This is a genomic window from Bradyrhizobium sp. UFLA05-108, assembly GCF_059803455.1.
Genome location: NZ_JBANAZ010000099.1, coordinates 1 through 26,713 on the forward strand (window position 1 = coordinate 1; position 26,713 = coordinate 26,713).

The 26,713-nt window shown below is 64.0% G+C and carries 25 protein-coding genes and 1 pseudogene; 21 read left to right on the forward strand and 5 right to left on the reverse strand.

The window, feature by feature from the left end; genetic code table 11:
- Positions 1 to 102: 102 nt before the first annotated feature.
- The gene (gene serB / locus SO140_RS41645) at positions 103 to 1,008 is read right to left on the reverse strand and encodes a phosphoserine phosphatase SerB (RefSeq protein ID WP_449383713.1); all 906 of its coding nucleotides are present in this window, start codon (positions 1,006 to 1,008) and stop codon (positions 103 to 105) included.
- Between the two features lie 11 nt (positions 1,009 to 1,019).
- Here serB and miaA point away from each other — a divergent pair, with 11 nt between their 5' ends.
- From miaA to ilvC, 8 genes are all read left to right on the forward strand, one after another.
- Complete coding sequence (miaA, locus tag SO140_RS41650) at positions 1,020 to 1,949, forward strand: tRNA (adenosine(37)-N6)-dimethylallyltransferase MiaA (protein WP_449383714.1); 930 nt, start codon at positions 1,020 to 1,022, stop codon at positions 1,947 to 1,949.
- A 385-nt stretch (positions 1,950 to 2,334) separates the two neighbouring features.
- On the forward strand, positions 2,335 to 4,110 hold the full coding sequence (locus SO140_RS41655) for an acetolactate synthase 3 large subunit (protein WP_449383715.1): 1,776 nt from the start codon (positions 2,335 to 2,337) through the stop codon (positions 4,108 to 4,110).
- 4 nt (positions 4,111 to 4,114) lie between these two features.
- The gene (locus SO140_RS41660) at positions 4,115 to 5,098 is read left to right on the forward strand and encodes a threonine dehydratase (protein ID WP_449383737.1); all 984 of its coding nucleotides are present in this window, start codon (positions 4,115 to 4,117) and stop codon (positions 5,096 to 5,098) included.
- Positions 5,099 to 5,249: 151 nt separating this feature from the next.
- A complete protein-coding gene (gene ilvN / locus SO140_RS41665) occupies positions 5,250 to 5,792 on the forward strand; it encodes an acetolactate synthase small subunit (RefSeq protein WP_449383716.1) in 543 nt (180 codons plus the stop codon).
- Between the two features lie 3 nt (positions 5,793 to 5,795).
- Positions 5,796 to 6,485: a class I SAM-dependent methyltransferase gene (locus SO140_RS41670; protein ID WP_449383717.1), complete on the forward strand. Its 690-nt coding sequence runs from the start codon at positions 5,796 to 5,798 to the stop codon at positions 6,483 to 6,485.
- 62 nt (positions 6,486 to 6,547) lie between these two features.
- The gene (locus SO140_RS41675) at positions 6,548 to 7,423 is read left to right on the forward strand and encodes an EamA family transporter (protein WP_449383718.1); all 876 of its coding nucleotides are present in this window, start codon (positions 6,548 to 6,550) and stop codon (positions 7,421 to 7,423) included.
- A gap of 7 nt (positions 7,424 to 7,430) precedes the next feature.
- Positions 7,431 to 8,033 (forward strand): LysE family translocator, encoded by a 603-nt coding sequence (locus SO140_RS41680; protein WP_449383719.1) that lies wholly within the window; start codon positions 7,431 to 7,433, stop codon positions 8,031 to 8,033.
- A 132-nt stretch (positions 8,034 to 8,165) separates the two neighbouring features.
- The gene (gene ilvC, locus SO140_RS41685; protein ID WP_449383720.1) at positions 8,166 to 9,185 is read left to right on the forward strand and encodes a ketol-acid reductoisomerase; all 1,020 of its coding nucleotides are present in this window, start codon (positions 8,166 to 8,168) and stop codon (positions 9,183 to 9,185) included.
- Positions 9,186 to 9,691: 506 nt separating this feature from the next.
- On the opposite strand, the gene SO140_RS41690 is transcribed toward ilvC, so the two are convergent.
- Positions 9,692 to 10,312 carry a hypothetical protein gene (locus SO140_RS41690; RefSeq protein WP_449383721.1) on the reverse strand — a complete coding sequence of 207 codons (621 nt, stop codon included), beginning with the start codon at positions 10,310 to 10,312 and terminating at the stop codon, positions 9,692 to 9,694.
- 187 nt (positions 10,313 to 10,499) lie between these two features.
- On the opposite strand from SO140_RS41690, the gene SO140_RS41695 reads away from it, so the two are divergent.
- Together SO140_RS41695 and SO140_RS41700 are read left to right on the forward strand one after the other, a co-directional pair.
- Positions 10,500 to 11,081 carry a TetR/AcrR family transcriptional regulator gene (locus SO140_RS41695; protein ID WP_449383722.1) on the forward strand — a complete coding sequence of 194 codons (582 nt, stop codon included), beginning with the start codon at positions 10,500 to 10,502 and terminating at the stop codon, positions 11,079 to 11,081.
- Between the two features lie 320 nt (positions 11,082 to 11,401).
- Positions 11,402 to 13,114: a sulfatase-like hydrolase/transferase gene (locus SO140_RS41700; RefSeq protein WP_498543965.1), complete on the forward strand. Its 1,713-nt coding sequence runs from the start codon at positions 11,402 to 11,404 to the stop codon at positions 13,112 to 13,114.
- Positions 13,115 to 13,246: 132 nt separating this feature from the next.
- On the opposite strand, the gene SO140_RS41705 is transcribed toward SO140_RS41700, so the two are convergent.
- Complete coding sequence (locus SO140_RS41705; RefSeq protein WP_449383724.1) at positions 13,247 to 14,806, reverse strand: glycine betaine ABC transporter substrate-binding protein; 1,560 nt, start codon at positions 14,804 to 14,806, stop codon at positions 13,247 to 13,249.
- Positions 14,803 to 15,585: an ATP-binding cassette domain-containing protein gene (locus tag SO140_RS41710; protein ID WP_449383725.1), complete on the reverse strand. Its 783-nt coding sequence runs from the start codon at positions 15,583 to 15,585 to the stop codon at positions 14,803 to 14,805. The genes SO140_RS41705 and SO140_RS41710 overlap by 4 nt, the downstream gene beginning before the upstream one ends.
- A 141-nt stretch (positions 15,586 to 15,726) precedes the next feature.
- On the opposite strand from SO140_RS41710, the gene SO140_RS41715 reads away from it, so the two are divergent.
- The gene (locus SO140_RS41715; protein WP_449383726.1) at positions 15,727 to 16,542 is read left to right on the forward strand and encodes an ABC transporter ATP-binding protein; all 816 of its coding nucleotides are present in this window, start codon (positions 15,727 to 15,729) and stop codon (positions 16,540 to 16,542) included.
- Positions 16,542 to 17,330, forward strand: coding sequence for an ABC transporter permease (locus SO140_RS41720; protein WP_449383727.1), 789 nt, complete (start codon positions 16,542 to 16,544; stop codon positions 17,328 to 17,330). The genes SO140_RS41715 and SO140_RS41720 overlap by 1 nt, the downstream gene beginning before the upstream one ends.
- Positions 17,331 to 17,398: 68 nt before the next feature.
- Here SO140_RS41720 and SO140_RS41725 read toward each other — a convergent pair whose 3' ends face one another.
- Positions 17,399 to 17,848, reverse strand: coding sequence for a cupin domain-containing protein (locus SO140_RS41725; RefSeq protein ID WP_449383728.1), 450 nt, complete (start codon positions 17,846 to 17,848; stop codon positions 17,399 to 17,401).
- A gap of 137 nt (positions 17,849 to 17,985) precedes the next feature.
- Here SO140_RS41725 and SO140_RS41730 point away from each other — a divergent pair, with 137 nt between their 5' ends.
- The 9 genes and pseudogenes from SO140_RS41730 (at position 17,986) to SO140_RS41770 (ending at position 26,532) form a co-directional block, all read left to right on the forward strand.
- Complete coding sequence (locus tag SO140_RS41730; RefSeq protein WP_449383729.1) at positions 17,986 to 19,014, forward strand: ABC transporter substrate-binding protein; 1,029 nt, start codon at positions 17,986 to 17,988, stop codon at positions 19,012 to 19,014.
- A gap of 42 nt (positions 19,015 to 19,056) precedes the next feature.
- Positions 19,057 to 19,761, forward strand: a complete 705-nt coding sequence (locus tag SO140_RS41735) for an NUDIX hydrolase (protein ID WP_449383730.1) — start codon at positions 19,057 to 19,059, stop codon at positions 19,759 to 19,761.
- Between the two features lie 111 nt (positions 19,762 to 19,872).
- A complete protein-coding gene (locus tag SO140_RS41740; protein WP_449383731.1) occupies positions 19,873 to 21,195 on the forward strand; it encodes an ABC transporter substrate-binding protein in 1,323 nt (440 codons plus the stop codon).
- A 24-nt stretch (positions 21,196 to 21,219) separates the two neighbouring features.
- Entirely contained in the window at positions 21,220 to 21,987 is a 768-nt protein-coding gene (locus SO140_RS41745; RefSeq protein WP_449383732.1) for an ABC transporter ATP-binding protein, read from the forward strand.
- A gap of 3 nt (positions 21,988 to 21,990) precedes the next feature.
- Complete coding sequence (locus tag SO140_RS41750; RefSeq protein ID WP_449383733.1) at positions 21,991 to 22,695, forward strand: ABC transporter ATP-binding protein; 705 nt, start codon at positions 21,991 to 21,993, stop codon at positions 22,693 to 22,695.
- Positions 22,696 to 22,710: 15 nt separating this feature from the next.
- Positions 22,711 to 23,592 (forward strand): branched-chain amino acid ABC transporter permease, encoded by an 882-nt coding sequence (locus SO140_RS41755; protein WP_449383734.1) that lies wholly within the window; start codon positions 22,711 to 22,713, stop codon positions 23,590 to 23,592.
- A pseudogene (locus tag SO140_RS41760) lies at positions 23,589 to 24,597 on the forward strand (branched-chain amino acid ABC transporter permease); the annotation flags it as partial. The gene SO140_RS41755 and the pseudogene SO140_RS41760, both read left to right, overlap by 4 nt.
- Positions 24,569 to 25,498 (forward strand): polyphosphate kinase 2 family protein, encoded by a 930-nt coding sequence (locus tag SO140_RS41765; protein WP_449383735.1) that lies wholly within the window; start codon positions 24,569 to 24,571, stop codon positions 25,496 to 25,498. The pseudogene SO140_RS41760 and the gene SO140_RS41765, both read left to right, overlap by 29 nt.
- Positions 25,495 to 26,532 (forward strand): patatin-like phospholipase family protein, encoded by a 1,038-nt coding sequence (locus tag SO140_RS41770; protein ID WP_449383736.1) that lies wholly within the window; start codon positions 25,495 to 25,497, stop codon positions 26,530 to 26,532. The genes SO140_RS41765 and SO140_RS41770 overlap by 4 nt, the downstream gene beginning before the upstream one ends.
- Positions 26,533 to 26,713 lie beyond the last annotated feature (181 nt).

Sequence of the window (26,713 nt, forward strand, 5' to 3'; positions counted from 1 at the left end):
GGCGTTCGAGGGGTGTCCACACCCTCACCGCCGCTTACCCCAGTCGCCGCTTACCCCATAGCATCTGGATCGCCCGCATTCGCGGTGACGTCGGAGCAGACGTCAGGATTCGACGAACTCGTCGCGCTTGTATCCCTGCGCATAGAGCAGTGCGGTGAGATCGCCATGATCGATCCGCGCGGCCGCCGCAGCCGCCACGGCGGGCTTGGCGTGGTAGGCGACACCCAGCCCCGCCGCCTGGATCATCGCGAGATCGTTGGCGCCGTCGCCAACGACCAGCGTATCGATGTCGTCGAGATCGAACGCCTCCATCAGGTCGACCAGCGTCGCGAGTTTTGCCGCGCGGCCTAGGATCGGCTCCTTCACTTCGCCGGTGAACTTGCCGTCGCGCACGATCAGCTCGTTGGCGCGGTTCTCCTGGAAGCCGATTTTCGCGGCGACCGCGTTGGTGAACAGCGTGAAGCCGCCGGACACGAGACAGGTATAGGCGCCGTGGGCGCGCATGGTCGCGACCAGTTCGCGGCCGCCCGGCGTCAGCGTGATATGCTTGGCGAGGACATCGTCGACGACGCCGACCGGCAGGTCCTTCAGCAGCGCGACGCGCTCGCGCAGGGCCGGCTCGAACTCGATCTCGCCGCGCATCGCACGCTCGGTGATGGCTGCGACGTGCGCCTTGACCCCAACGACATCGGCGAGCTCGTCGATGCATTCCTGGCCGATCATGGTGGAATCCATGTCGGCGAGAAAAAGTCTCTTGCGCCGGAAGCCGACAGGTTGCACGACGATGTCGATCGGCAGGTCGCCGCGCAGCTCGCGCAACCGTTGTTCAATGGCGTGACGATCGCCTTCGAGGTTATCCTGCGCGCCGAAGGGTATGTCGACCGCAACCCCGTCGAACAGCCAGTGTGCAGGCGCGGCCGAGGGCAGCACGGCACGCGCGCCGTCGACGATGGTAGAGTCGAGCGCGGGATTATCGGGGTTGCAGATCAGCGTGGCGACGAGGGACATTTGAGGTTTTCGTGCGCGAGGGGCAAGTGAGCAAGGCCGTGCTTATCGCAGGCCCGACCGCCAGCGGCAAGTCGGCGCTGGCGCTCGAGCTTGCCCTGAACGCCGGCGGCATCGTGATCAATGCCGATTCCATGCAGGTCTATCGCGATCTGCGTGTCATCACGGCCCGCCCCACGCGGGACGAGGAGGCGCAGGTCCCGCACCGTCTCTATGGCCATGTCGACGCGGCCGTGAATTTTTCGGCCGGTGCCTGGCTCGCGGATGCGGCGGCAGCGCTGGCCGAGGCGCGGGCGCAAGGCCGCCTGCCGATCTTCATCGGCGGCACCGGGCTTTATTTCAAGGCGCTGACGAGGGGCCTCTCGACGGTGCCGCCGATCCGGCCCGAGGTGCGCGAGGGCGTGCGCGCGCGGCTCGAGCAGGGCGGCGTCGAAGCGCTGCACGCGGAACTCGCAGGCCGTGATCCTACCGCCGCTGGACGGCTGAATGTGCGCGACCGCACCCGCATCGCTCGCGCGCTCGAAGTGATCGAGGCGACCGGCCGCTCGCTGCTCGACTGGCATCGCGAGGGCCAGCCGCCGCTGCTGCCCAAGGACAGTTTCAACGCCCTGTTCCTCGCCCCAGAGCGCGATGAGCTCTATGCCCGCATCGATGCCCGCTTCGAGGCCATGCTCGGCGCCGGCGCGCTCAACGAGGTCGAATTGCTTGCCGCGCGAGAACTCGATCCGCTGTTGCCGGCGATGAAGGCCCACGGCGTGCCCACGCTGATCCGGCACGTCCGTGGCGAGATCAGCCTGGACGAGGCGGCCGCGATCAGCCAAGCCGACACCCGCCATTACGCCAAGCGCCAGTTCACCTGGTTCCGGCATCAATTGCCCGAGTTCGAATGGGTGAAGCCGGAGCAGGCGATGGGGTGGCTGGCCGCTGCCGTGAGGGCGGAGTGAGGCGCCTCGCTCGGTCGTCGTTCCGGGGGCGCGCACAGCGCGAGCGCCCCGGGAACGACGACCTTTTGCGCTTTCGTCGTAAATTCCCTCTCGCCGAACCGCCGGAACGCCGCTACACTTCTCGAAATCGCGCGAAAACGGCCACATTGCCTTGACATCCGGGCTTTGGCCGCTATGGTTCGCGCAACCTTTGGGAAGCCGGGCCGACCTCATGCGTAACATTATTACCAAACTCCTTATCGTCGTCGTACCCAGGCGCATCGCCGGGGATGGCTAGCGGCCATCCAAAACCGAGCGGTGCGCATGGGGCCTCTTGGGGCCCTTTTTTATTTCCCGAACCAGACCTCGAAGAAGCCGCTGACAACAGCGCATCCGGAGCAAGCCAATGACCGACAACAGCCACGATCCGAACCAGATGACCGGCGCCGCGATGATCGTGCGCGCGCTCATCGATCATGGCGTGACGGATATTTTCGGCTATCCCGGCGGCGCGGTGCTTCCGATCTATGACGAGATCTTCCAACAGAGCGAGATCCAGCACATCCTGGTCCGGCATGAGCAGGGCGCGGGCCACGCCGCCGAAGGCTATGCGCGCTCGACCGGCAAGCCGGGCGTCGTGCTGGTGACTAGCGGCCCCGGCGCCACCAACATGGTGACGCCGCTGACGGATGCGCTGATGGATTCGATCCCGCTGGTCTGCATCACCGGGCAGGTGCCGACCCACCTGATCGGCAATGACGCGTTCCAGGAATGCGACACCGTCGGCATCACGCGCCCCTGCACCAAGCACAACTGGCTGGTCCGCGACGTCAACGATCTTGCCAAGGTGCTGCACGAGGCGTTCTACGTCGCGACCTCGGGGCGACCGGGCCCGGTGCTGGTCGACGTGCCGAAGGACGTGCAGTTCGCGACCGGCACCTACCATCCGCCGCGCAAGTCCGACGTGCACGTCTCCTACGCGCCGCGCGTGAAGGGCGACGCGATGCAGATCCGCAAGGCCGTTTCGCTGCTCGCCAATGCCAAGCGTCCGGTGATCTATTCGGGCGGTGGCGTGATCAATTCCGGCCCTGAGGCCTCAAAACTGTTGCGCGAGCTGGTCGAGGTCACCGGTTTCCCGATCACCTCGACGCTGATGGGCCTGGGCGCCTATCCGGCGTCGGGCAAGAACTGGCTCGGCATGCTCGGCATGCACGGCACCTATGAGGCCAACATGACCATGCATGACTGCGACGTCATGCTGTGCGTCGGCGCGCGCTTCGACGACCGCATCACCGGCCGGGTCGATGCGTTCTCCCCTGGCTCGAAGAAGATCCACATCGACATCGATCCGTCCTCGATCAACAAGAACATCCGCGTCGATGTTCCGATCATCGGGGACTGCGGCAATATCCTCGGCGACATCCTCCAGGTGTTCAAGGCCGAGGCGAGGAAGCCCGACATCAAACCGTGGTGGCAGCAGATCGCGCAATGGCGTGCGCGCAATTCGCTGTACTTCAGGAAGAACAACGACGTCATCCTGCCGCAGCACGCGATCCAGCGCCTGTTCGAGCTGACGCGCGGCAAGGACGTCTACATCACTACCGAGGTCGGCCAGCACCAGATGTGGGCGGCGCAGTTCTTCGGCTTCGATGAGCCGCATCGCTGGATGACGTCCGGCGGTCTCGGCACCATGGGCTACGGTCTGCCGGCCGCGGTCGGCGTGCAGGTGGCCCACCCGGACAGCCTCGTCGTCGACATCGCGGGCGACGCCTCGGTGCAGATGACGATCCAGGAGATGTCGACGGCCGTGCAGTACGAGCTGCCGATCAAGATCTTCATCCTGAACAACCAGTACATGGGCATGGTGAGGCAGTGGCAGCAACTCCTGCACGGCAACCGGCTGTCGCATTCGTACTCCGAAGCGCTGCCGGATTTCGTCAAGCTCGCGGAAGCCTATGGCGGCGTCGGCATCCAGGCGCACAAGCCCGCCGATCTCGATGGCGCGATCAAGGAGATGATCTCGGTCAAGCGCCCGGTGCTGTTCGACTGCCGCGTCGCGGCGCTCGAAAACTGCTTCCCGATGATCCCCTCCGGCAAGGCGCACAACGAGATGCTGTTGCCGGAGCAGGCCAATGACGAGGCCACCGCAGTCGCGTTCGCCGGCGGCAAGGCACTGGTGTGATGCGATGTTCGACCTGAAGGAGCTCGAACGCGCACATGCGATCGTGGGGCAGGCGGTGCCGGCGACGCCGGCGCATGCCTGGCCGCTGCTCGCTGAGCGACTCGGTACCCGTGTCGTGGTCAAGCATGAGAATCACACACCGATCGGCGCCTTCAAGGTGCGCGGCGGGCTCGTCTATCTCGAGCGGCTGAAGCGCGAGCGGCCGAACACGCCCGGCATCATCTCGGCGACGCGCGGCAATCACGGGCAGAGCCTGGCGTTTGCCGCGAGCCGCCACGGCGTGCCCGCGGTGATCTACGTGCCGCGCGGCAACTCGGTCGAGAAGAACCGTGCGATGAAAGCCTTTGGCGCTGAGCTCGTCGAGCACGGCGAGGACTTTCAGGCCGCCCGCGAGGAGGCCGAGCGCCGTGCGCAGTTCGCTGGCTTGCACATGGTGCCGTCATTCCATCCGGATCTCGTGCTCGGCGTTGCGACCTATGCGCTGGAGTTGTTCCGGGCCGCACCTGACCTCGACATTCTCTACGTGCCGATCGGCCAGGGTTCCGGCATCTGCGGTTGCATCATGGCGCGCGACCTGCTCGGGCTAAAGACCGAGATCGTCGGCGTGCAGTCGACGGAGGCGCCGTCATACGCGCTGTCGTTTGCGGCCGGCACGGTCGTGACGACGGAGACCAGCAACACGCTCGCCGACGGTATGGCGACGCGCATCCCCGACGCGGACGCGCTCGCAGTCATCCGCAAGGGCGCCTCGCGCATCGTGCAGGTCACCGACGACGAGGTCGGCACGGCGATCCGCGCCTATTGGACCGACACGCACAATCTCGCCGAGGGCGCCGGCGCGGCAGCACTTGCGGCTGCGCTGCAGGAGAAGAGCAAACTCGCGGGCAGACGAGTGGGTCTCGTGCTGTCCGGCGGCAATATCGATTTCGATCTGTTCAAGCAGTGGGTCATGGCGGATGCGCCGCCGGGCCAGAAGGTGGTCGCATGATGCGAGCCGGCGCAACAACACTGCGGTCATCGCCCGGCTTGACCGGGCGATCCAGTACGCCGTGGCGGTCGTGGGAATCTCAGGCGCCGGTGATTACTGGATGCCCCGCCTTCGCGGGGCATGACGAGAGAGACATTCTGAGGGGACGACAATGAACCAGCCCGCATCCGCCTATTTCCTCGAGGACCGCCACGACCCCAACGAGACGCATACGCTCTCGGTGCTCGTGCAGAACGAGCCCGGCGTGCTCGCCCGCGTCATCGGCCTGTTCTCGGGTCGCGGCTACAACATCGAGAGCCTCACGGTTTCCGAGACCGAAGCCCAAAAACATCTGTCGCGCATCACCATCGTCACCACGGGCACGCCGATGGTGATCGAGCAGATCAAGCACCAGCTCGACCGCATGATCCCGGTCTATCGCGTCGTCGACATGACGCAGACCCGGCGCTCGATCGAGCGCGAACTCGCGATGGTGAAGGTGCGCGGGGAGGGCGAGCATCGCGTCGAGGCGCTGCGGCTGGCGGACGCCTTCCGCGCACGCGTGATCGACGCCACCACCGAGAGCTTTGTGTTCGAGATCACCGGCAATACGGACAAGATCAACCAGTTTATCGACCTGATGCGTCCCATCGGCCTTGTCGAGGTGTCGCGCACGGGGGTTGCCGCGATCGGTCGCGGGCCTGAAGGGATGTGAACCATGCTGGCGCGCGACTGGTACTACAACGAACGCAACCGGATGGGCATCGAGCCCGCGGTCGCCTCGATCTACGACAACCACGATGACGCCGATCTGCGCGCGCGCGCCGCGTTGAAAATGCTCGGCGTACAGCGCGGCTGGCGTGTCGCCGACATCGGCTGCGGCAACGGCGTGCTCGCGACGGAAGGCGCGCTGATGGGTGCCGAGGTCGACGCCATCGATATTTCGCCGGCGATGCTGGCGCTGGCCGAGATCTATGCCCGCGACCGCAAGGCCAAGGTCGCGACGCAGTCGGCGGGCCTGCTCAGCTTTGCCTACCGGCCCGAATCCTACGACCTGATCGTCAGCGAGTTCACGCTGCATCATCTGCCGGATTTCTGGAAGGCAGTGGCGCTGTCGCGCATCTATCGCGCGCTGAAGCCGGGCGCGAGCTTCTATTTGCGCGACATCGTCTTCGTTTCGATGCCGGATGCGGCCGAGCGGGACGTCGAGCAATGGGCCGATTTCCAGATCAAGAACCACGAGTTTTCGCGCGAGAGCGTCGTCACGCATATGCGCGACGAATATTCCACCTTCGGCTGGGTGATGGAGCGGATGCTGACTGATGTCGGCTTCACGCTGGTCTCGGCCGACTACCACGCGCCGATGCACGGCACCTATCTGCTGCGCAAACCCATCCCTTCCACGTAAGCGCCGGCGAGCAAGGCTGAACGACAAGAACACGCAACGGAACAGAGCCCCGAAGAACAACAATGAAGCCGGCCGACATCCTCATCGCCGTCATGGTGGCGATCGTCTGGGGACTTGCCTTCGTGGCGAGCCGGCTGGCGCTCGACGAATTGTCACCGGAACTGATGACAGCGCTGCGCTTTTCGATCGCCGCCGTGCCCTGCCTGTTCATCCGCAAGCCGAAGATCGCCTGGCCGCTCCTGATCGCGATCAGCTTCACGCTGTTCCTCGGCCAGTTTTTGTCTCAGGCCTATGGCATCGCCCATGGCGTGCCGGTGGGGCTCACGAGCGTCGTCGTGCAGAGCCAGGCGCTGTTCACCATCGGCTTCGCCGTGCTCGCCTTCGGCGAACGGCCGACGGCGGCGCAGACGCTGGGCATTGCCATTGCCGCGGTCGGCCTTCTCTTGATCTGCGGCACCGTCGGCTATGATTTCAGCGTCAGCGCCTTTGCGGTGCTGATGATCTCGCCGATTTCTTTCGCGATTGGCAATCTTCTGTTGCGCGGCGCCCGCGGCGTGCCGATGTTCGACCTGTTCGCCTGGTTGTGCCTGACGTCGGCGGTGCCGCTGTTCGCGCTGGCGCTGATCGTCAATGGTCCCGTGCCGACCTGGCAAGCGCTGACGCAGATGTCGCTGACGTCAGTCCTCTGCATGCTGGCGCTCGGCGGCATCTCGACCAGCATCGCCTATTGGCTGTGGGGCCGGCTGCTGCGCGACTATCCGGCTGCGCAGGTCGTGCCGTTCGCGCTGCTGGTGCCCTTCGTCGGCTCGACCGCCTCCAGCGTCGTGTTCGGTGAACGGTTCGGACCCCTGCGGCTCGCCGGCATGCTGACCGTGATCGGTGGCATCGCGGTGATGCTGCTGGCCAGGCGCTCGCAAGTCCTGCCAAAGACAGCGTGAGGTACGGATGTCGCAGTCGCTTCTCTATGCCTTCATCGTCTTTGCGGTCGTGATGTACTTCACGCCCGGGCCAAACAACATCATGCTGCTGTCGTCAGGCCTGACCTACGGCTTCCGCCGCACCATTCCGCACATCGCCGGGATCACCATCGGCTTCGCTTTCATGGTCGCGACCGTCGGTCTGGGGCTGGGGACTGTCTTTCTGGCCTATCCGATCCTCCAGACCATCCTGAAATATGCCGGCGCCGCCTACCTGATCTATCTGGCGGCCGCGATCGCCCTTTCGGGCCCGACGAGGCCGGGCGAGGACAACGGGCGCGGCCCGATGACCTTCCTGGGCGCGGCCATGTTCCAGTGGATCAACGCCAAGGGCTGGGTCATCGTCATCGGCACCATCACCGCCTATGCGGCGATTGCCCAATTCCCGATCAATATCGCCATCCAGACCGTGATCAGCCTGATTGTCGGCACGGTCTCGACCGTTGTCTGGGCCCTGTTCGGAAGCGCGCTCCGTCCGGTCCTGACCTCCGAGCGGCTGGTCCGCGCCTTCAATATCGTGATGGCGATCCTGCTGCTTGCCTCTCTCTACCCCGTTTTCATGGATGCATGATGTCGCGGATTTCCATGCAGAAACGGGTTTCCTTCGGGGCGGAAAATGCTCTAGACAGCCCCCGAAATCCGCAAATTTCACCTTCGGACCCTGACCATTGGCCGATTTTCGGCCCTCAATGAGGAAACGACTATGCGTGTTTATTACGATCGCGACGCCGACCTGAACCTGATCAAGGGCAAGAAGGTCGCCATCGTCGGCTATGGCAGCCAGGGCCACGCCCATGCGCTCAACCTGAAGGACTCCGGCGTCAAGGAGGTGGCGATTGCGCTGCGCAAGGACTCGGGCTCGGTCAAGAAGGCGGAAGCCGCCGGCTTCAAGGTGATGGAAGTCGCCGAGGCCGCCAAATGGGCCGACCTCGTCATGATGCTGACCCCGGACGAGCTCCAGGGCGACATCTACCGCGAGCACCTGCACGGCAACATGAAGAAGGGCGCCGCCCTCGTCTTCGCCCACGGCCTCAACGTCCATTTCAACCTGCTTGACCCGCGCGCCGACCTCGACGTGCTGATGATCGCCCCGAAGGGCCCCGGCCACACCGTGCGCTCGGAGTATCAGCGCGGCGGCGGCGTGCCCTGTCTGATCGCGATCGCCAAGGACGTCTCGGGCAATGCCCATGACCTCGGCCTCTCCTACGCTTCGGCGGTCGGCGGTGGCCGCGCCGGTATCATCGAGACCACCTTCAAGGAAGAGTGCGAGACCGATCTGTTCGGCGAGCAGGTGGTGCTCTGCGGCGGCCTGGTCGAGCTGATCAAGGGCGGCTACGAAACCCTGGTCGAAGCGGGCTACGCGCCCGAGATGGCCTATTTCGAATGCCTCCACGAGGTGAAGCTGATCGTCGACCTGATCTATGAAGGCGGCATCGCCAACATGAACTACTCGATCTCCAACACCGCCGAGTACGGCGAGTACGTCACCGGCCCGCGTATCATCACCGACGAGACCAAGAAGGAGATGAAGCGGGTTCTCAACGACATCCAGTCCGGCAAGTTCTCGCGCGACTGGATGCTCGAGAACAAGGTCAACCAGACCTCGTTCAAGGCGACCCGCGCCAAGCTCGCCGCGCATCCGATCGAGGAAGTCGGCGCGAAGCTCCGCGACATGATGCCCTGGATCAAGAAGGGCGCGCTGGTCGACAAGTCGAAGAACTGAGGTTTGCGTTCCCCGGACGCAGCGCAGTGCGAAGCGGTGCGCTGCTGATCCGGGGTCCATAGGTCCCGGCTCTGCGGTGCACCGCTTGCGCGCTGCACCGCGTCCGGGACACGAGAGACGAGCAAGTGACGCACTCTCGTTCGCCAAACCAAATCTTAAACCTTCGCGACTACAACCGGCGCGAGATCGCTAGCTGCGATCTCGCGCTTTCCTCTTCAGCGCCAAGCGCTGGTGCTTCATTCAAATTCTTCGATGTTGAAGCGCAGCCTGAAGACCAAGAACTGACGCTTAAAGCACATTCTTGATCTCGCGCTGTTTCTTAGGCGTTTGCGCCGCCTCTCCAGTCCCACAAAAACTCAGCGACTTCAGAGTCTAAGATTCGTCTCTTCATCCGCATCGTGATCATTCGCATGAATGCACGAAGACGACTTCGCGTGGCACATCATGTTAAGAGCTGACGTCTGATCGATATTCTTGCTGGCTATCGAAGATGCGAACCGCGGACACTAGACGGGGGCGACCGGACTCGGGCGTGAGGTCGCGGCCATCGCGATCAGCCGCAGTGCGATCACGGCGAGGAGGGGGACGAGGAAGGCCGCATAGAGTGGCATCGCCGGCACGCGCTTGGCGAACGAGACCATGAACTGGAAGCAGAGATAGTAGCCGCCGACGAGGTGCAGGGTGCGCCAGGCACGGGGGCCGAGCAGGTCGGCCGTGCGGTCGAAGGAGGTCGCCGCCATCGCGACGATGATGGCGTAGCCGATCCCGCCGAAGAGGTAGGATGCGGCCGAGCTCGCGGTCGCAAAGCCGGCCGGATCCATCTTGGCGAGGGAGACGATCGCAACCGCGTGGAGGCCGTGGGAGACGGCGAAGCCGAGGCCGAGATAACGCCGGTTGCGGCGCTGCCAGCGCGTCCAGCCGTTCGGCCAGAGCCGCACCAGGGCGGCGGCGCTGAAGGCGAGGCAGAACAGGAGGAGCGAGCTGCGCGCCGTAAAGCGTATCGCCATCCGCACGCCCTCGATCTCGAACTGCCGCATCGCGGCGATCCAGAGGCTGAGCGCGATCAGGCTCAGGCTGAGCAGGGCGACCAGGCGCCAAGCCTCGAACCAGCTTTGACGTTGCGCCATGAGATGGTCTCCTCCGTTATGTAATCATCGATTACATTTGGTGGGTCTGTTTTGGTCAACCGTGTAATCGCTGCTTACATTCACGTTCGGGTGATGCTAGGAGTTTTTGATGCCCGCCCGTGAGCTCTCAAGGCGCCGCTCGCGCGCCACCCAAGCGCGGCCCTACCATCACGGCGATCTCCGCCGCGTGCTGATCGATGCTGCGCTGCAACTGGCGGCCGAGGGCGGCGAGGTCTCCGTTCGCGAGGCGGCGCGGCGTGCGGCGGTGTCACCGGGGGCGCCGTTCCGGCATTTTCCCAACCGCGACGCGCTGATGGCGGCGGTGGCGGAGGAGGCACAGCGCCGGTTTCGTGCAGAGATCGATGCGGGACTGGCCCAGGCGCCGCCGGCCGATCCGCTCGCTCGCTTACGTGCCTTTGGCCTTGCCTATTTGCGTTGGGCGATGCGCAACCCTGCCCATTTCGAGATCATCTCGACAGGGCGCTACTTCGCCCATGGCAGTTCGCCCGAACTCACCCGCGACAATGCCGAGCTGATGGCGCTGACCGAGCGCATGCTGGGTGATGCTGCTGAGCAGGGACTGCTGCGACAGGGCGAGCTGAAGCCGATCCAGATCGCCGCCCGCGCCCTGGTCTACGGTTTCGCCCGGATGAATCTCGACGGTCATTTCCCGCGCTGGGGCGTGGAGGAGGGCGAGATCGAGAGGATGGCCGAAGCGGTGATCGACGTCTTCATCACCGGTATCGCGAAGGCCACGCGGAGCAGCTGACGCTGTCCAACCCTCATGGTGAGGAGGCGCGCAGCGCCGTCTCGAACCATAGAGGCCCGGCTGCAAATCCTGGCCTCGCCTTCGAGACGCCTGCTTCGCAGGCTCCTCAGGGTGAGGGGATAGAGTAGGGCGCGCGGCGTGCATCTGCCGCCCGCTAATATTAAGCGAAGGTCGGACGGCAGGTCGCGTTGCCTGCCGATGACTGTTCCGTTACAGTTTTATGACACGGCGCTCACCGGCAGCGTCGGACGCTCTGGCCGCCAGCAGGCTGGCCAGATGGCTTGGCATCACCGCGCCGGAGCGTGTTCAGCGTATCGTCGATGGCGTCCGCGCCCAACCCAGGTCCTTCCGCCGCCACCGCCGTCCTGGCGAGCGTTGCCGCGATCGGCATCTGGCGCCTGCTCGCCGTCGCCGCGCCGCATCTGGCCGCGCTCGCGCTGATGTACGAGACCGAGACCGATTTCAGCTCGCGCCTCGGCTTTGCGCTTGCCTGGGGCATCCTCAACTTCTTCTGGATCACGCTGCTCCGCCGCCCCGCGTTGTCTGGCGCGCTGTCGCTGACCATGGTCGTGGTGCTGGTGCTGCTGTCGCGGCTCAAGCACGACGTCGTGCAGATGACGGTCAACTTCATCGACCTGATGATGATCGACCGCGACACCGTCGCCTTCCTGTTCACGATCTTCCCGAACCTGCGCTGGTCGGTGATCGGCGCCTGCCTCGTCATCCTGCCGCTGATGTATGCGCTGTGGTGGCTCGATCCGTTCCGCATCCGCCGTCTGCCGGCGTTTGCCTGCAAGCTCGCCTGCCTCGCCGCGCTGGTCGGCTATTCGCTCTATCATCCGGACGAAGCCTGGCGCGGCTATTACGACGACGGCTATCTCTCAAAATTCTTCCGCTCCGGCGTCACTGCGGTCTCCGACTTCATGCAATACGGCTTCATGGAGTCGGCCGCGTCTACCGGCGAGCATCTCAACGTGCCGCTGGTCGATGCCTGCCACCCTGCGGGGCGGCGGCCGAACATCATCATGATCCATGATGAATCCAGTTTCGACATCCGCGCCGCGCAAGGCGTCAAGGTGCCGCCTGGCTATGGCAGCCATTTCAAATCCTGGGACGGCAAGCAGCGTACCTTCCTCGCCGAGAGCAATGGCGGACCGAGCTGGTTCACCGAATACAACGTGCTCGCCGGCCTGTCGTCGCGCTCCTTCGGCCGTTTCGCCTATTTCGTGACGCGCATCGCTTCGGGCCGGGTCGAGCGCGGTCTGCCGCTCAGCTTGCGCCGCTGCGGCTACGACACGATGTCGCTCTATCCGGCCTACGGCGCTTTCATGAGCGCGCGCAGCTTCCAGATAACGACGGGCATCGAGCGCTTCTATGATGCGAAGGACCTCGGCGCGAAGGACGTCGAGCCGGATTCCTTTTTCTACGACAAGGCGCTGCAGTTGATGGGCCAGCAACCGCCGAACAAGCCGCTGCTCAGCTTCATCTATCTCGGCGCCAATCATTTCCCCTGGGAAACGCGTTTCCGTCCCGATCTGATGCCGGGCTGGCGCGCGCCGGGCAATACACCGTCGATCGACGAATATCTGCGCCGGCAGGCGATGAGTGCCGAGCAGTACCAGGCCTTTCTGGCCGGCCTGCAGAAGAAGTTTCCGAATGAGCCGTTCCTGATCGTGCGCTATGGCGATCATCAGCCGGAATTCGCGCCGCAGATCCTCGAGCCCGGGCTCGATGAAGGCAGCCTCGGCAAGAAGCTCGACGACTATGATCCGCGTCTTTATGCCACCTACTATGCCATCGACGCCATCAACTTCGAGCCGGTGAGAAGCGATGCCGTGATGGACACGATCGACGGTGCCTATTTGCCGCTGGTGATCCAGGAAGCCGCCGGTATTCCGCTCGACCCGTCCTTCGCCGCGCAGAAGGACGTCATGCTACGCTGCAAGGGCATCTTCTATGGCTGCAAGGACGGTCAGGAAGCACGACGCCTCAACCGCCTGCTGATCAACGCCGGAATGATCCACGGGCTGTAGCCTTGCTCGCCCGAGCGACGGTTTCTCGCCGTCACCCTGAGGTGCGAGCCTTGCGGCGCGAGCGCGCCGCTGGGCGAGCCTCGAAGGGCGACGGTGCGGGTAGATGCGCATGGAGCCATTGTGCCACCGTGCCTACCTCTTCCCCACCTTCTCCCACAGCCACTTCGCCACCACGTCGGGCGACGAATTCGCATCGTTGCCGCTGGCGCGCAGATTTGCTTCGCGCATGTCGGCGATGTCGATCCGATCGAGCAGCGGTTTTAGCGCGGACTTGAGCCGCTCATCGCCGGCGCGCTTCGGGGCGAGCAGCAAAATGGCGTCGTAAGGCGGGATCGCGTTCTTGGGATCGTCGAGCGCCACGAGGTCGTATTTCGCGATCAGTCCGTCGCTGGTGTAGCCCGCGATCACGTCGACCTCACCGCTCGCGACGGCAGCATACATGAAATCGGGCTGCATCTGCCGCTGGGCGCGGAACGCGAGCCCGTAGGCATCGCGCAACGCGGCCCATTCCGGACGCGAGAAGAACTCGTAGTCGCCGGCAATCGACAGGCCTGACGCATGCGCCGCGAGATCGGCGACAGAGTGAATGCCGAGCGCCTCGGCGCGCTTGCGCGGCATCACCAGCGCATAGGCGTTCTCGAAGCCGAGCTCGCCGAGCAGTGTGATATTCTGTTTGGCGAGCGCTGCCTTCAGCTCGTCAATCAGCTCCTTGCGCGGCTTGATATCCGTGCGGTGCAACTGATTGGCCCAGAGCGTGCCGGAATAGTCGACATAGAGATCGATGTCGCCGGCCTTCAGCGCCTCGAAGGCGACGTTCGAGCCGAGGCCCGAGCGCGTCGTTGCGGGCAGGCCTGCCGCCGCCAGGCGATCCCGGATCAGGGCCGAAAGCACGTATTGCTCGGCGAATGTCTTGGCGCCGACGACGTAAGCCGGCGAGGAGCGTCCGAGCGAGGGCACCAGCGTCGCGGCGACCAGCGCTGCAATCCCGACGCCGCCGAGCGTCGTGCGCAGGCGGCTGCGATTACGCAGGCCGGTTTCGATCAGGCCGAGCAATTGGTCGACCGCAAGGGCCAGAACGGCCGAGGCAAAACAGCCGAACAAAACGAACACCCAGTTCTGTGTTTGCAGGCCGGCGAAGATGTAGTTGCCGAGGCTGGTCTGCCCGATCGGCGTCGACAATGTTGCGGTACCAATCACCCAGACAGCGGCGGTGCGGATGCCCGCCATCATCACCGGCAGTGCCAGCGGCAGCTCGACCATGACAAGCGATTGTCGCGGCGTCATGCCGACGCCTTGGGCCGCTTCAAGCAGGGCAGGATCGATGCCGTTCAAGCCGGTGATGCCATTGCGCAGCACCGGCAGCATGGAATAGAGCGCCAGCGCCAGCATCGCCGGCAGGAAGCCGAAGGCCGAGAAGGAAGCGCCGAACCAGGCGAGTGTCACGGAGGCCAAGAGCAGAAGGAGCGGATAGAACAGCGCGAGCAGCGCCAGCCCCGGCACGGTCTGGACGATGCTCGCGAGCGCGAGCAATATGTTGCGCGCTACCGGGCGGTTGCGGCACAGGATCGCGAGCGGCAGGCTCACGATGAGCCCAAGCGCGAGTGCGGCAAGGCTCACCCGCACATGGCTGCCGAGATAGTCCGGCAGATGCGACAGCGCCTCGCCCCAGCGCGGATCGGAGATCTGGCTCATGCCATACCACCCTGCGGCAGCCGCTCGTTCAATCGCGCGACCTGGCGCCGCGGCGTGCGCAACAGCTCCAGCACATAGGCGTCGTCGCTTCGGCCGAGCTCCGCAGGCGTGCCCTGCGCGAGCAGCCTCCCGGCGCGCATGACCGCGATGCGGTCGGCAAGCAGGATTGCTTCCGTCATGTCATGGGTGATCATGACCGTGGTGAGGCCGAGCTTGTGATGCAGCGCGCGATAGTCTTCTCCGAGCGCGTCGCGGGTCAGGGGATCGAGCGCGCCGAACGGCTCGTCCATCAGCACGATGCGTGGACGCGCGGCGAGTGCCCGCGCCACCCCGACGCGCTGGCGCTGCCCGCCGGACAGGTCTTGCGGCAATCGATCGCGATGCTGGGTACGGTCGAGCCGCACCAGATCGAGCAGCTCATCCACTCGCGCGGCGATCTCTCCCTGTGGAGTGCCCAGCAGCTTCGGCGTGATGCCGATGTTGTCCGCGACGCTCAAATGCGGAAACAGCCCGCCGCTCTGGAAGACATAGCCGATGCGCCGCCGCAGCGCGACCGGGTCGATGCGGCCGATATCCTCGCCCTCAACCGTGATCGTGCCATGGTCGGCCTCGATCAGCCGGTTGGTCAGCCGCAGCAGCGTGGTCTTGCCTGAGCCGGAGCTGCCGACGATGGCCAGAAACTCGCCCTCGGCGACGTCGAGCGAAACGCCGTCCACGGCCACGACCGGGCCGAAGTTTTTCGCGACATGCGCATAGCCGATCACGGGTTTGGAGGTCATCGGTACGGACCCAGCCCTACACTCCCGCAATGGGAGATTTGATGGACGCGACCCCGCATGCGTACCACGCTTGGCCGCTCAATTGAACTTGCCGGCGCAAGCGGCTAAGGCATCCGCCAAGATCCGGGAGGAAATTGACAGATGGCAACGCCCACGGCGGTGGCGCTCGAGGATACGAAAGTCGCATTTCGGCTTGGTGACGGGCGCGTCTATACGGCGGTGGAAGAGGCGCAGCTGACGGTCGGCCAGGGCGAGTTTGTCGCCATAGTCGGCCCGACTGGTTGCGGCAAATCCACACTGCTCAACGTCGCCGCGGGGCTGCTGAAGCCCGCCGCCGGCAGTGTCAAGGTGTTCGACCGGCCGCTCGCCGCCCTCAACAAGGACGCCGGCTATTTGTTCCAGGCCGATGCGCTGTTCCCGTGGAAGACGGCCATCGACAACGTCGCAATCGGTCTCGAGATCAAGGGCACGCCTCGCCCGGAGGCCCTTGCGCGCGCGCAAAAATGGCTGACCTCGGTCGGGCTCGGCGCTTTCGCGGGCCGCTACCCGCACATGCTCTCCGGCGGCCAGCGCAAGCGCGTGGCGCTGGCGCAGGTGCTCATCCGGGATCCAAAAATCCTGCTGATGGACGAGCCGTTCGGCCCGCTCGATGCCCAGACCCGGCAGGTCATGGGCAATCTCCTGCTCGAACTCTGGAGTGCCGACCGCAAGGCGGTGCTGTTCGTCACCCATGATCTGGAGGAGGCGATCGCACTCGCCGACCGCGTCGTGATCATGTCGGCGGGGCCGTTCTCGCGCATCATCGGCGACTGGCGCGTTGAGCTTGCACGCCCGCGCGACATTTTCGAGGTGCGGCTGGACAAGGAGTTTCACGCCCTCCATCGCGAGATCTGGAGCGTGCTCAAGGACGAGGTGATGAAGGGTTACGCACAATCCACCCAGGCGGAGGCGGTCTGATGTCGCGCCTCACGCTGCTCTCGCTGCAATTTCTGGTCGCCGTGGTCGCGATCGTGCTCTGGCAGGTGCTCTCTACCGTTCCGGTGTTCGGAAAGATCCTGCTGCCGCCGTTCTTCTTCTCCAACCCGGCCGACGTGTTCAGCCAGATCGTCAAATGGTTCGCGAGCGGCGTGATCTGGAAGCATCTCTGGATCACGCTATGGGAGTCGATCCTGGCCTTCGTGATCGGCTCACTCGGCGGCGTGCTGGTCGGCTTCTGGTTCGCGCGGCAGCCGCTGGTCGCAGCCGTGTTCGATCCCTACGTCAAGATGGTCAATGCCCTGCCGCGCGTGGTGCTCGCACCGATCTTCGCGCTGTGGCTCGGCCTCGGCATCTGGTCCAAGGTCGCGCTCGGGGTGACGCTGGTGTTCTTCATCGTGTTCTTCAACGTCTATCAGGGCGTCAAGGAGGTCAGCCGTACGGTGCTGGACAATGGCCGCATGCTCGGCATGAGCGAGCAGCAATTGATGCGGCACGTCTATTGGCCCTCGGCGCTGTCGTGGATGTTCTCTTCGCTGCACACCTCCGTCGGATTTGCCGTGGTCGGCGCCGTCGTCGGCGAATATCTCGGCTCTGCCGCAGGCCTCGGCTATTTGATTCAGCAGGCCGAAGGCGTGTTCGACGTCGCCGGCGTGTTTGCAGGGATGTTCGTGCTGTCGGCCTTCGTCCTCCTGATCGACATGGCCGTGACGATGGTGGAGCGTCGGCTTCTCGTGTGGCGTCCGACGGCCGCGGACGGGCGAGGCTAGGGATGGTGCGATCGTTGCCGGACCCGCGCAGGGATGCGGGCCCGGACATGCGTGTGAGCCTCGCTGGCTCAGTCCAGCAGCTTGGTGTCGTCGGGCGCCTGCGGCGGTGTCTTGATCGCGATCGCCTTGACCTGTCCGCTGATCGGCTTGGTGCCGCCATGCGGCGTCCCCTTCGGGATGATCACGAGGTCGCCGGGCTTCACCGTCACCTCCTTGTCGCCGAGCCAGATCGTCCCGGACCCGTCCAGGATGTACTGGATCTCGTTGGTGTTGGGATGCAGATGCTTGGGCACGTTGCCGACCTGGATCGAGACGGTGGCGCCGTCTGCCGCCATGAACATTTTGGAGCGGTAGCCGACCTCGTTCGCAGGCCCGAGCACATCGCCTTGCATCTCGCCGGTGTGGACGAGTTGCGCGGTGATGTTCTCGGCAGCCCACGCCGGCTGGAGCAGGTAGGTCACGCCAGACCCTGCGGCGAAGGCGGCGACGAGCGAAACGGCGATTGCGATGCGGTTCATGGATGATTCTCCCGATAAAGGGTTGTTGTTATGCCGTCATGCTATTGCGCCGAAAGTCCGATGACCAGTGTCTTGGCCAGTGCTTCTCAAGCCAGTCCCGCTGCTCTAATGTGCCGCCAGCCGAACGGAGGAAACCAATGAAGAAGACGATTGCCAGGCTCGCGGGCGCGCTGCTCGCGCTCACGCTCACCACCAGCTTTGCCACGGCGCAGAGCAAGGTCACCATCGCGGTCGGCGGCGGCTCCTGCCTGTGCTACCTGCCGACGGTGCTGGCAAAACAGCTCGGCGAGTACGAGAAGGCCGGCGTCAATGTCGACCTCGTCGACCTCAAGGGCGGCTCCGATGCGCTCAAGGCCGTGCTCGGCGGCAGTGCCGATGTCGTCTCCGGCTATTTCGACCATTGCGTCAACCTCGCCGCCAAGAAACAGGAGTTGCAGTCCTTCGTGGTCTATGATCGCTATCCCGGCCTCGTGCTGGTGGTCGCGCCTTCGCATACCAACGAGATCAAGTCGGTGAAGGATCTCGCCGGCAAGAAGGTCGGGGTCAGCGCGCCCGGCTCCTCGACCGATTTCTTCCTGAAGTATCTCCTGAAGAAGAACGGCCTCGATCCCGCCGGCACCGCCGTGATCGGCGTCGGCCTAGGTGCGACCGCGGTCGCTGCCATGGAGCAGGGCCAGATCGATGCGGCCGTGATGCTCGATCCCTCCGTCACCGTGCTCCAGGGCAGCCACAAGGACTTGCGCATCCTCAGCGACACCCGCACGCAGAAGGATACGCTCGAGACGTTTGGCGGCGAATATCCGGGCGGCGCGCTGTACTCCACGGCGGCCTGGGTCGCCGGCCACGAGAAGGAGACGCAGGCGCTGACCAACGCGATGCTGAACACGCTCGCCTGGATCCATTCGCACTCGCCGGAAGACATCATGGCGAAGATGCCGGAGGAGATGGTCGGCAAGAACAAGGAGCTTTATCTCGCCGCGCTGAAGAACACGATCCCGATGTTCTCGGAGACCGGCAAGATGGACCCGAAGGGCGCGGACGCGGTGCTTGCGGTGTTCAGCGTCGGCTCGCCCGAGGTTGCGAATGCCAAGATCGACGTCAGCAAGACCTTCACCAACAAGTTCGTCGAGCAGGCCAAGAAGACCACGGGGATGAATTCCAAATAATATTGCCAAGCAATCGACGCGAAGCGGTGATATGCAGATGTCATGACATCTCCTGCCATTCGCCGCATCACGACGCTCGATCTCACCGTGGAAACGCAGGCGTGGCCGTTCGCACTGGAACGGCGCGCCGAGATCGCTGCGCATTTTATCGAAAAGCAGCGCGAACGGCCCAAGCTATGGAACGGTCGCATTCTGATCGGGCGCGACCCCGTCTTCTCCGAAGACCGTTTCGCTGCGAGTTATTTCGAGACCGATTTCGCCAGCTTTCTCGCCTGGCGCGACTGGGGTTTTCCCGACAAGGCCGTGTTCAACGGCTTTGGCATGGGCGCTCTGCGCGCCTCCGACGGTGCGTTCGTGCTGGGCGTGATGGGCGAGCATACCGCAAATGCGGGGCGCATCTACTTTCCGTCGGGTACGCCGGACCTCGATGACGTCAAGGACGGCTCGCTCGACATCCCCGGCAGCGTGGTGCGTGAGATCGAGGAGGAGACCGGGCTCACGGCTGCCGACTATCAGGCGGAAGAGCATTGGCATTGCGTGGTGTCAGGCCCCGCGATTGCCCTGATCCGGATCCTGGACCTGGATCTGCCGGGTGAAGCCATCCGCGCCCGGATTGAGGCCAACCTCGCCGCGCAGGAGCATCCGGAGCTTGCCGGCATTCACCTGGTCCGCGGGCTCAGTGATCTGACGCCGACCATGCCGCGCTTCGTTACGGCCTTCATCGAGCAGCAGCTCGCCGCGCGCTGACGCGTTAAGCCCGCGACGCTATTCGGCTTGACATCGCATCTCCCAGCCCATGTGATGGGCAAAAAATAAAACCAAGAAGACTGCAACGCACAATCGTCCAGGGAGGTTTTGATGCGCATGCGCATGGCTGCCCGCTTGGTACGTCACTTTGTACTTGGGCTGATGGTCGCAATCGCGGCGCTGGGCTTGGCGGCATCTGCCCAGGCTCAGGAGAAGAAGATCAAGATCGGCGTGATTTTTGACCTGACCGGCCCGCTCGCCGGCGGCGGCTCCGAGCTCGAATATATCGGCGCCAAGATCATCCTCGACCAGTTCGCAAAGAGCGGCGTCGAGGGCTACAAGATCGAAGCCATCTACGCCGATGCCCAGAGTAAGCCCGACGTCGCCATCAACGAATCCGTCCGCCTGCTCGAGCAGGAGAAGGTGGACATGGTGCTCGGCTTCTTCTCCTCGGCGCAATGCGTTCCGGTCGCGGCCCGCGTCGAACAGTTGAAGAAGTTCATGTGGATGACGACCTGCATCTCGTCCGCCGTGTTCGCCGACAAGAACTACAAATATGTGTTTCGCCCGCAGGCGAGCGGCGACCAGTTCGGCATGATGACGATGGACTTCATCGCCCAGAACTCGAAAGCGAAGTTCGGCAAGGAGCCCAAGGACCTGCGCGTCGCCATCATCCACGAGGACGGCGCCTACGGCGTCGACGTCGCCAAGGGCAACGAGGCCGGCGCCAGGAAGGCCGGCTTCAACGTCGTGCTGAGGGAGGGTTACTCCGCGACTGCGCCCGACCTTTCCGCACTGGTGACGAAGCTCAAGCGCGCCAAGCCCGATGTGATTTTCCACACCGGCTACAATCCCGACATCACGCTCTTGCTTCGCCAGGCGCGCGAGCAGGGCCTGAAGTTCGGCGCGCTGATGGGGCATGGTGCGGGCTACGGCGTCTACGAGAAGCTGAAGGAGGGCATGGGCGCTGACGCCAACTACATCTTCAACACCGATCCGATTTCGATCTGGCTCGCCAATCAGAAGACCATGGATCCGAAGCTCGGGCCCGTGATCAAGATGGTCGGCGAGGAGTTCGACAAGATCAAGCCGGGCGTTGCCATCCGCTCCGCCCATGTCGGCATCGGCGCCTCCAACACCTACGTCTTCATGGCCGACGTGCTGCCGCGCGCGATCAAGAAATATGGGGGCGTCGATGCGGACGCGCTGCGCAAGGCAGCGCTCGACACCGATATTCCCGAAGGGGGCACCATGCTCGGCTTCGGCGTCAAGTTCTATGGCGAGGGCACGCCGATGGCGGGCCAGAACGAACGATCGTTCCCTGTCGTGATTCAGTACCTCGACGACAAATCCTATGTGGTGTGGCCGAAGAGTCAGGCGCAGCGCGAGGCCGTGCTGCCGCTGCCGAAGGGCTCCACCTACAGCAACCAGTAGCGCGAGACGCGGCGGAGGGATGCGGTGCTGGAAGTTCGCGGGCTGGTGAAACGTTTTGGCGGCTTCACGGCCGTCAACAACGTCTCCTTCAGGGTCGACCAGGGCGAGATCCTCGGCCTGATCGGCCCCAACGGTTCTGGCAAGAGCACCATCTTCAACATGCTCTCCGGCACGCTGACCCCGACCGCCGGTTCGATCGTGTTCGCCGGGACCGAGATTGCGGGACTCGCGCCGCATCGGATCATCAATCGCGGCATCGGCCGTACCTTCCAGATCCCGCGACCGTTCCGCCGCCTGACGATTTTCGAGAACGTCGCGCTCGCCGGCTATTACGGGCAAGGCCGACACAGCCGCGCCAAGGCCGAGGAGGCCGCCGAGCATGCGCTCGCCATGGTTGGTCTGCCGACCGATCGGCATGCTGGTGTCGATGGCCTTGGTGCCGCAGGGCTCAAGAAGCTCGAATTGGCAAAGGCTCTCGCCACCGGACCAAAGCTGCTGCTCGCCGATGAGAGCCTCGGTGGCCTTGATGATGCCGAGATGGACCAGGCCGCCGACATGCTGCGAAAGATCCGCGGCGATCTCGGCATCACCATCATCTGGGTCGAGCACATCATGGGCGTTCTCATGCGCGTGGTCGATCGCGTGATGGTGCTCGACCACGGCGAGAAGATTTCGGAGGGGCTGCCGAGCGCAGTCGCCAGCGACGTGCGGGTGATCGAGGTCTATCTCGGCACCGATGCCGAGACCACGCAAGCCGCGGCCGCCGAAGCGCGCCGCCGCGCCGGAGGGTAGGCCATGCTGGAGCTTCGATCCGTCGACGCCGGCTATGGCAGCTTTCAGGCGCTGTTTGGCGCCAATCTAGAGGTCAGGGCCGGCGAGGCGGTCGGCGTGATCGGCCCGAACGGCGCCGGCAAGACCACGCTGATGCGGGTGATCTCGGGTTTGATCCGCCCCGCGCGCGGATCGATCAAGATGGAGGGTGTCGATGTCCTGGCGACGCCGGCACACCGCATCGTCAGTCTCGGCATCGCGCATGTACCGGAGAACCGGCGGCTGTTTCCGCAACTCTCGGTCGATGACAATCTCAAGATGGGCGCCTTCATGAAGGAGGCGCGCCACAAATATGCCGAGCGGCTCGAGATCGTCTTTGAGCTGTTTCCGCGCCTGAAGGAGCGTCGTCATCAGATGGCAGGCACCATGTCTGGCGGCGAGCAGCAGATGTGCGCGATCGGGCGCGCGCTGATGTCGGATCCAAAGCTCCTGCTGCTTGACGAGCCCTCCGCGGGCCTCGCTCCGGTGGTCGTGCAGCAGGTGTTCGAGCTCGTGAAGCGCATTCGCGCGCGCGGGCTGACGGTCCTGATCGTCGAGCAGAACGTGCAGCAGGTGCTGCGCGTGGTCGACCGCGCCTACCTGATCGAGGCCGGGTCGATCCGCGCGTCCGGCAGCTCGGCTGAGATGCTGGCGAGCGATACGGTCAAGGAAGCTTATCTCGGGGTGTGAGGGGCGAGCGGGCGCATGCAGGCATTTCTTGATATCTTCGACATCTACCTGCTGGAGGCGGTGATCAACGGCATCCTGCTCGGCGGCGTGCTGGCGCTGCTCGCGCTCGGGCTGAACCTGATCTTCGGCGTTATCGACGTGACCTGGATCTGTTACGCCGAGCTCGTGATGATCGGCATGTACGCCATGTATTTCCTGGTTCAGTATTACGGCCTCAGTTATTTCATCGCTGCGCCCTTCACCATCCTGCTGGTCGCGCTGCTTGGTGCGGCGCTGCATTATCTCGTCATCGCACCGCTGCTGACCGCGCCGCCGATCAACCAGTTGCTCGCGACCGGCGGCGTGCTGTTCGTGCTCCAGAGCTTCGCCACCGTCGCGTTCGGCATCGATTTCCGCAATCTCGGCATTCGCCTTCCGGTGCTCGCGCTCGGCGACATGAATTTCAGCTATGCCCGGCTGTTGTCCTTCATCGCAGCGCTGGTGGGCATGGTCGCGGTCTATCTGTTCATGACGCGCACCTTCACCGGCACGGCGATCCGCGCCATCTCCCAGGACCGCCAGATCATGGCGCTGATGGGCGTCGATACGAAGAGGATGTATATCATCACCTCGGCGCTTGGTGGCGCGCTCGCGGGCCTTGCCGCCTGCCTCCTGGTGCTGCAATACGACGTGCATCCCTTTGTCGGCCTGTCATTCGGGCCGATCACCTTCTTGATCTGCGTGCTCGGCGGGCTCGGCAATTTCATCGGTGGCTTCATCGCCTCCTTCGTCTTTGCCGAGATCATCTCGCTCGGCGGCCTGTTCTCCGACCTCGAATGGGGCTACGTGCTGGCGTTCGCCTTCTTCATCGTCATGATGTTCATCCGGCCCGCCGGCCTGCTCGCGAGGCGCAGATGACGAGACAGGCGCAGCTTGCCGCATGGGCGCTCGGACTCGCGGCACTCGTCATGCTGCCGTTCGTCTATCGCGATCCCTATCACCTGCATATCCTGGTGCTGATCCTGATCTGGTCGTTCGCCTACACATCCTGGTCGATGATGGGGCGGTTTGGCCTGGTCTCGCTCGGCCATGGCGGCTTCATGGGGATCGGCGCCTATGTCACGGCGCTGTTGTGGAACCATCTGGGACTGTCGCCCTGGATCGGCATTCCCATCAGCATGGTCGCGGCCGGAGCGCTCGCGCTTGTCGTCGGCTATCCCTGCTTCCGTTTCCGGATCACCGGGCACTATTTCGTGCTGGTGACGCTAGCGCTCTCCGGCATCGTGCTGCAGGTCATTACCGCCACGCGCGACTGGACCGGCGGCTCGCTCGGCTATACGCCCAACCGCGCGACGGGCAACAGGCTTTGGGCGCTCCAGTTTGATGACAAGACCACCTGGTATCTGGTCGCGCTTGCGGTCTGGGTCGCAGGACTCGTGGTCTGGTACTCGATCGACCGCAGCATGAGCCGCTACGCGCTGGAGGCGATCTCTGAGGACGAGGACGCCGCGGCCGCCGCCGGCGTCGACGTCACCGCGGAGAAGCTGAAGATCACGCTGATCAGCGCGCTGATGACCGCGCTCGCGGGCGCGATCTATTGCCAGTACCAGATGTTCATCACGCCAGACACGGTGAGCGGCATCGCGGTGTCACTCCAGATGGTGTTCGCAGCCATCGTCGGCGGCCTGTTCGTCTCACTGGGGCCGACGGTCGGTGCCATCATCACCATCCTGCTCGCCGAATCCTTGCGCATCGGATTTGGAACCAGGGCCGTCGGCTGGGACAACCTCGTCTACGGCGTGCTGCTCGTCCTCTTCATCATATTCCTCCCGAAGGGCATTCTTGGTAGCCTCGTCGAACGATTGAAGCCGCAACGCAAACCATCTCCGAGCTCATGAACAAGAAACCCTCCAAAACGCTCGCCGCAGGGCTCGCCGAATTCATCACGCCCTTCCGTTACGATGGTTCGGGCAAGTTTCACCTGAAGGACCACAAAACGGACGAGAAAGGTGGTCTCGACAAGGACGAGGCACAGAAGATTCTCGAAGCCAACAAGCAGCATCTGGCCGATTTCCAGGAGAAGCTCTACGCGCAGGACCGCTGGTCCGTCCTGATCATCATTCAGGGCATGGATGCAGCCGGCAAGGACAGTGCGATCAAGGCGCTGTTCGAAGGCATTAATCCGCAGGGCTGCGAGGTTCGTGCGTTCAAGGCGCCGACCAGCCACGAGCTCGACCATGATTTTCTCTGGCGCCACGTCGTTGCCCTGCCGGCGCGCGGTCTTATCGGGATATTCAACCGCTCCCACTACGAGGAATGCCTGGTGACGCGCGTGCATCCGGAGGTCCTCGCCAAGGAGAAGCTGCCGCCCGGGCTCGTCACGAGGAACATCTGGCGCGAGCGGTTCGAGGACATTTCCGCCTTCGAGCGCTACCTCGCGCGCAACGGCACCGTGGTGCTGAAATTCTTCCTCAACCTGTCCAGGGAGGAGCAGCGCCAGCGCTTCCTCGACCGGCTGGAGGATCGCTCCAAGCAATGGAAGTTCTCGATGGATGACATCAAGGAGCGTGCGCTGTGGCCGCGCTACCAGGCAGTCTATCAGGACATCGTCCGGCACACCGCGACGACCCATGCACCCTGGTATGTCGTGCCCGCCGACCACAAATGGTTCGCGCGTGTCGTCATCGGGTCCGTCATCGTCGCCGCGCTCGAGCGGCTCAATCTGCAATTTCCTCGCGCCGACCGGGCATCGCTGCACGAGTTCAAGGCGGTGCAGCAAGCCCTGGAAGGTGAAGCGAAGGGAGGGAGGAAGCGGGCAAGGTGAGGGGCAACGGCAGCAAGAACGTGAAGAACGTGAACTTCGCGCTGCAGGGTGGCGGAGCGCACGGCGCGTTTGTGTGGGGCGTGCTCGATCTCGTGCTGGAGGATGGAAGGCTCGCCATCGAAGCAATCAGCGCGACCAGCGCTGGCGCCATGAACGCCGTGGCGATGGCCTCGGGCATGGCGATCGGCGGCGCCGATGCTGCACGGGAAAACCTGCACCAATTCTGGTACGAGGTTTCTCGTATGGACATGGTGTACGACCTGTTCTCGCCGCTCAACCAGTGGATTCAGGCGCTCAAGCTGCCGCCGGAGTATCATCCGGTGCACTCCTTCATCCACACCCTGACTCACACGGTGCCGCCGAACGTTCTCAATCCCTTCAATTTCAATCCGCTGCGCGCGCTGCTGCAACGCGTCGTCGACTTCGACAGGCTGAATTCAGCGGCGGAGGCGCCGCAGCTCTTCCTCAACGCCACCAATATCCGGACCGGCAAGATCAAGGTGTTCCAGACGCCACTCTTGAGCGCGGACGCCGTGCTCGCCTCGGCCTGCCTGCCACCCTATTTTCAGGCCGTCGAGATCGACGGCGAGCATTATTGGGACGGCGGCTATCTCGGCAACCCCGCGATCTTCCCCCTGATTTATCGCAAGGGCAGCCACGACGTCATCATCGTGCAAGTGACCGCCATCCGACGCGACGAATTGCCGGCGAGCGCGGCGGACGTGCTCCACCGCATCAACGAGATCAGCTTCAACTCGTCATTGATGCGCGAGATGCGCGCGATCGCCTTTGCGACGAAGCTGATCGACAATGGCGAACTCGACAAGGACACGCACAGCCGCATGTACATGCACTGGATCGGCAACGATCAGTTGATGTCGCAGCTCGGAACTGCGACGCAATTCCACCCGGAATGGAGCCTGCTCTGCAGGTTGCGCGACGAGGGTCGGGAAGCAGCGCGAAACTGGCTCGACAGGCACTTTGGCCAGATCGGCAATGCCTCGACGGTCGATCTGACCGAAATGTTTCTCTGATTTGTGTTCTCGTGGTTATCTGGAGGCTGCCTCCTCGCATTCTGCTGTCATGCCCGGGCTTGACCGGAGCATCCAGTACGCCGCTGCTTCTCCGTACCCATCACCGTCTCTGGAATACTTGTATGGGCTTGGTCAAGGATGAGTGGTTGTTAGATCATTTCAGATCATCTCCTTGTTCGAA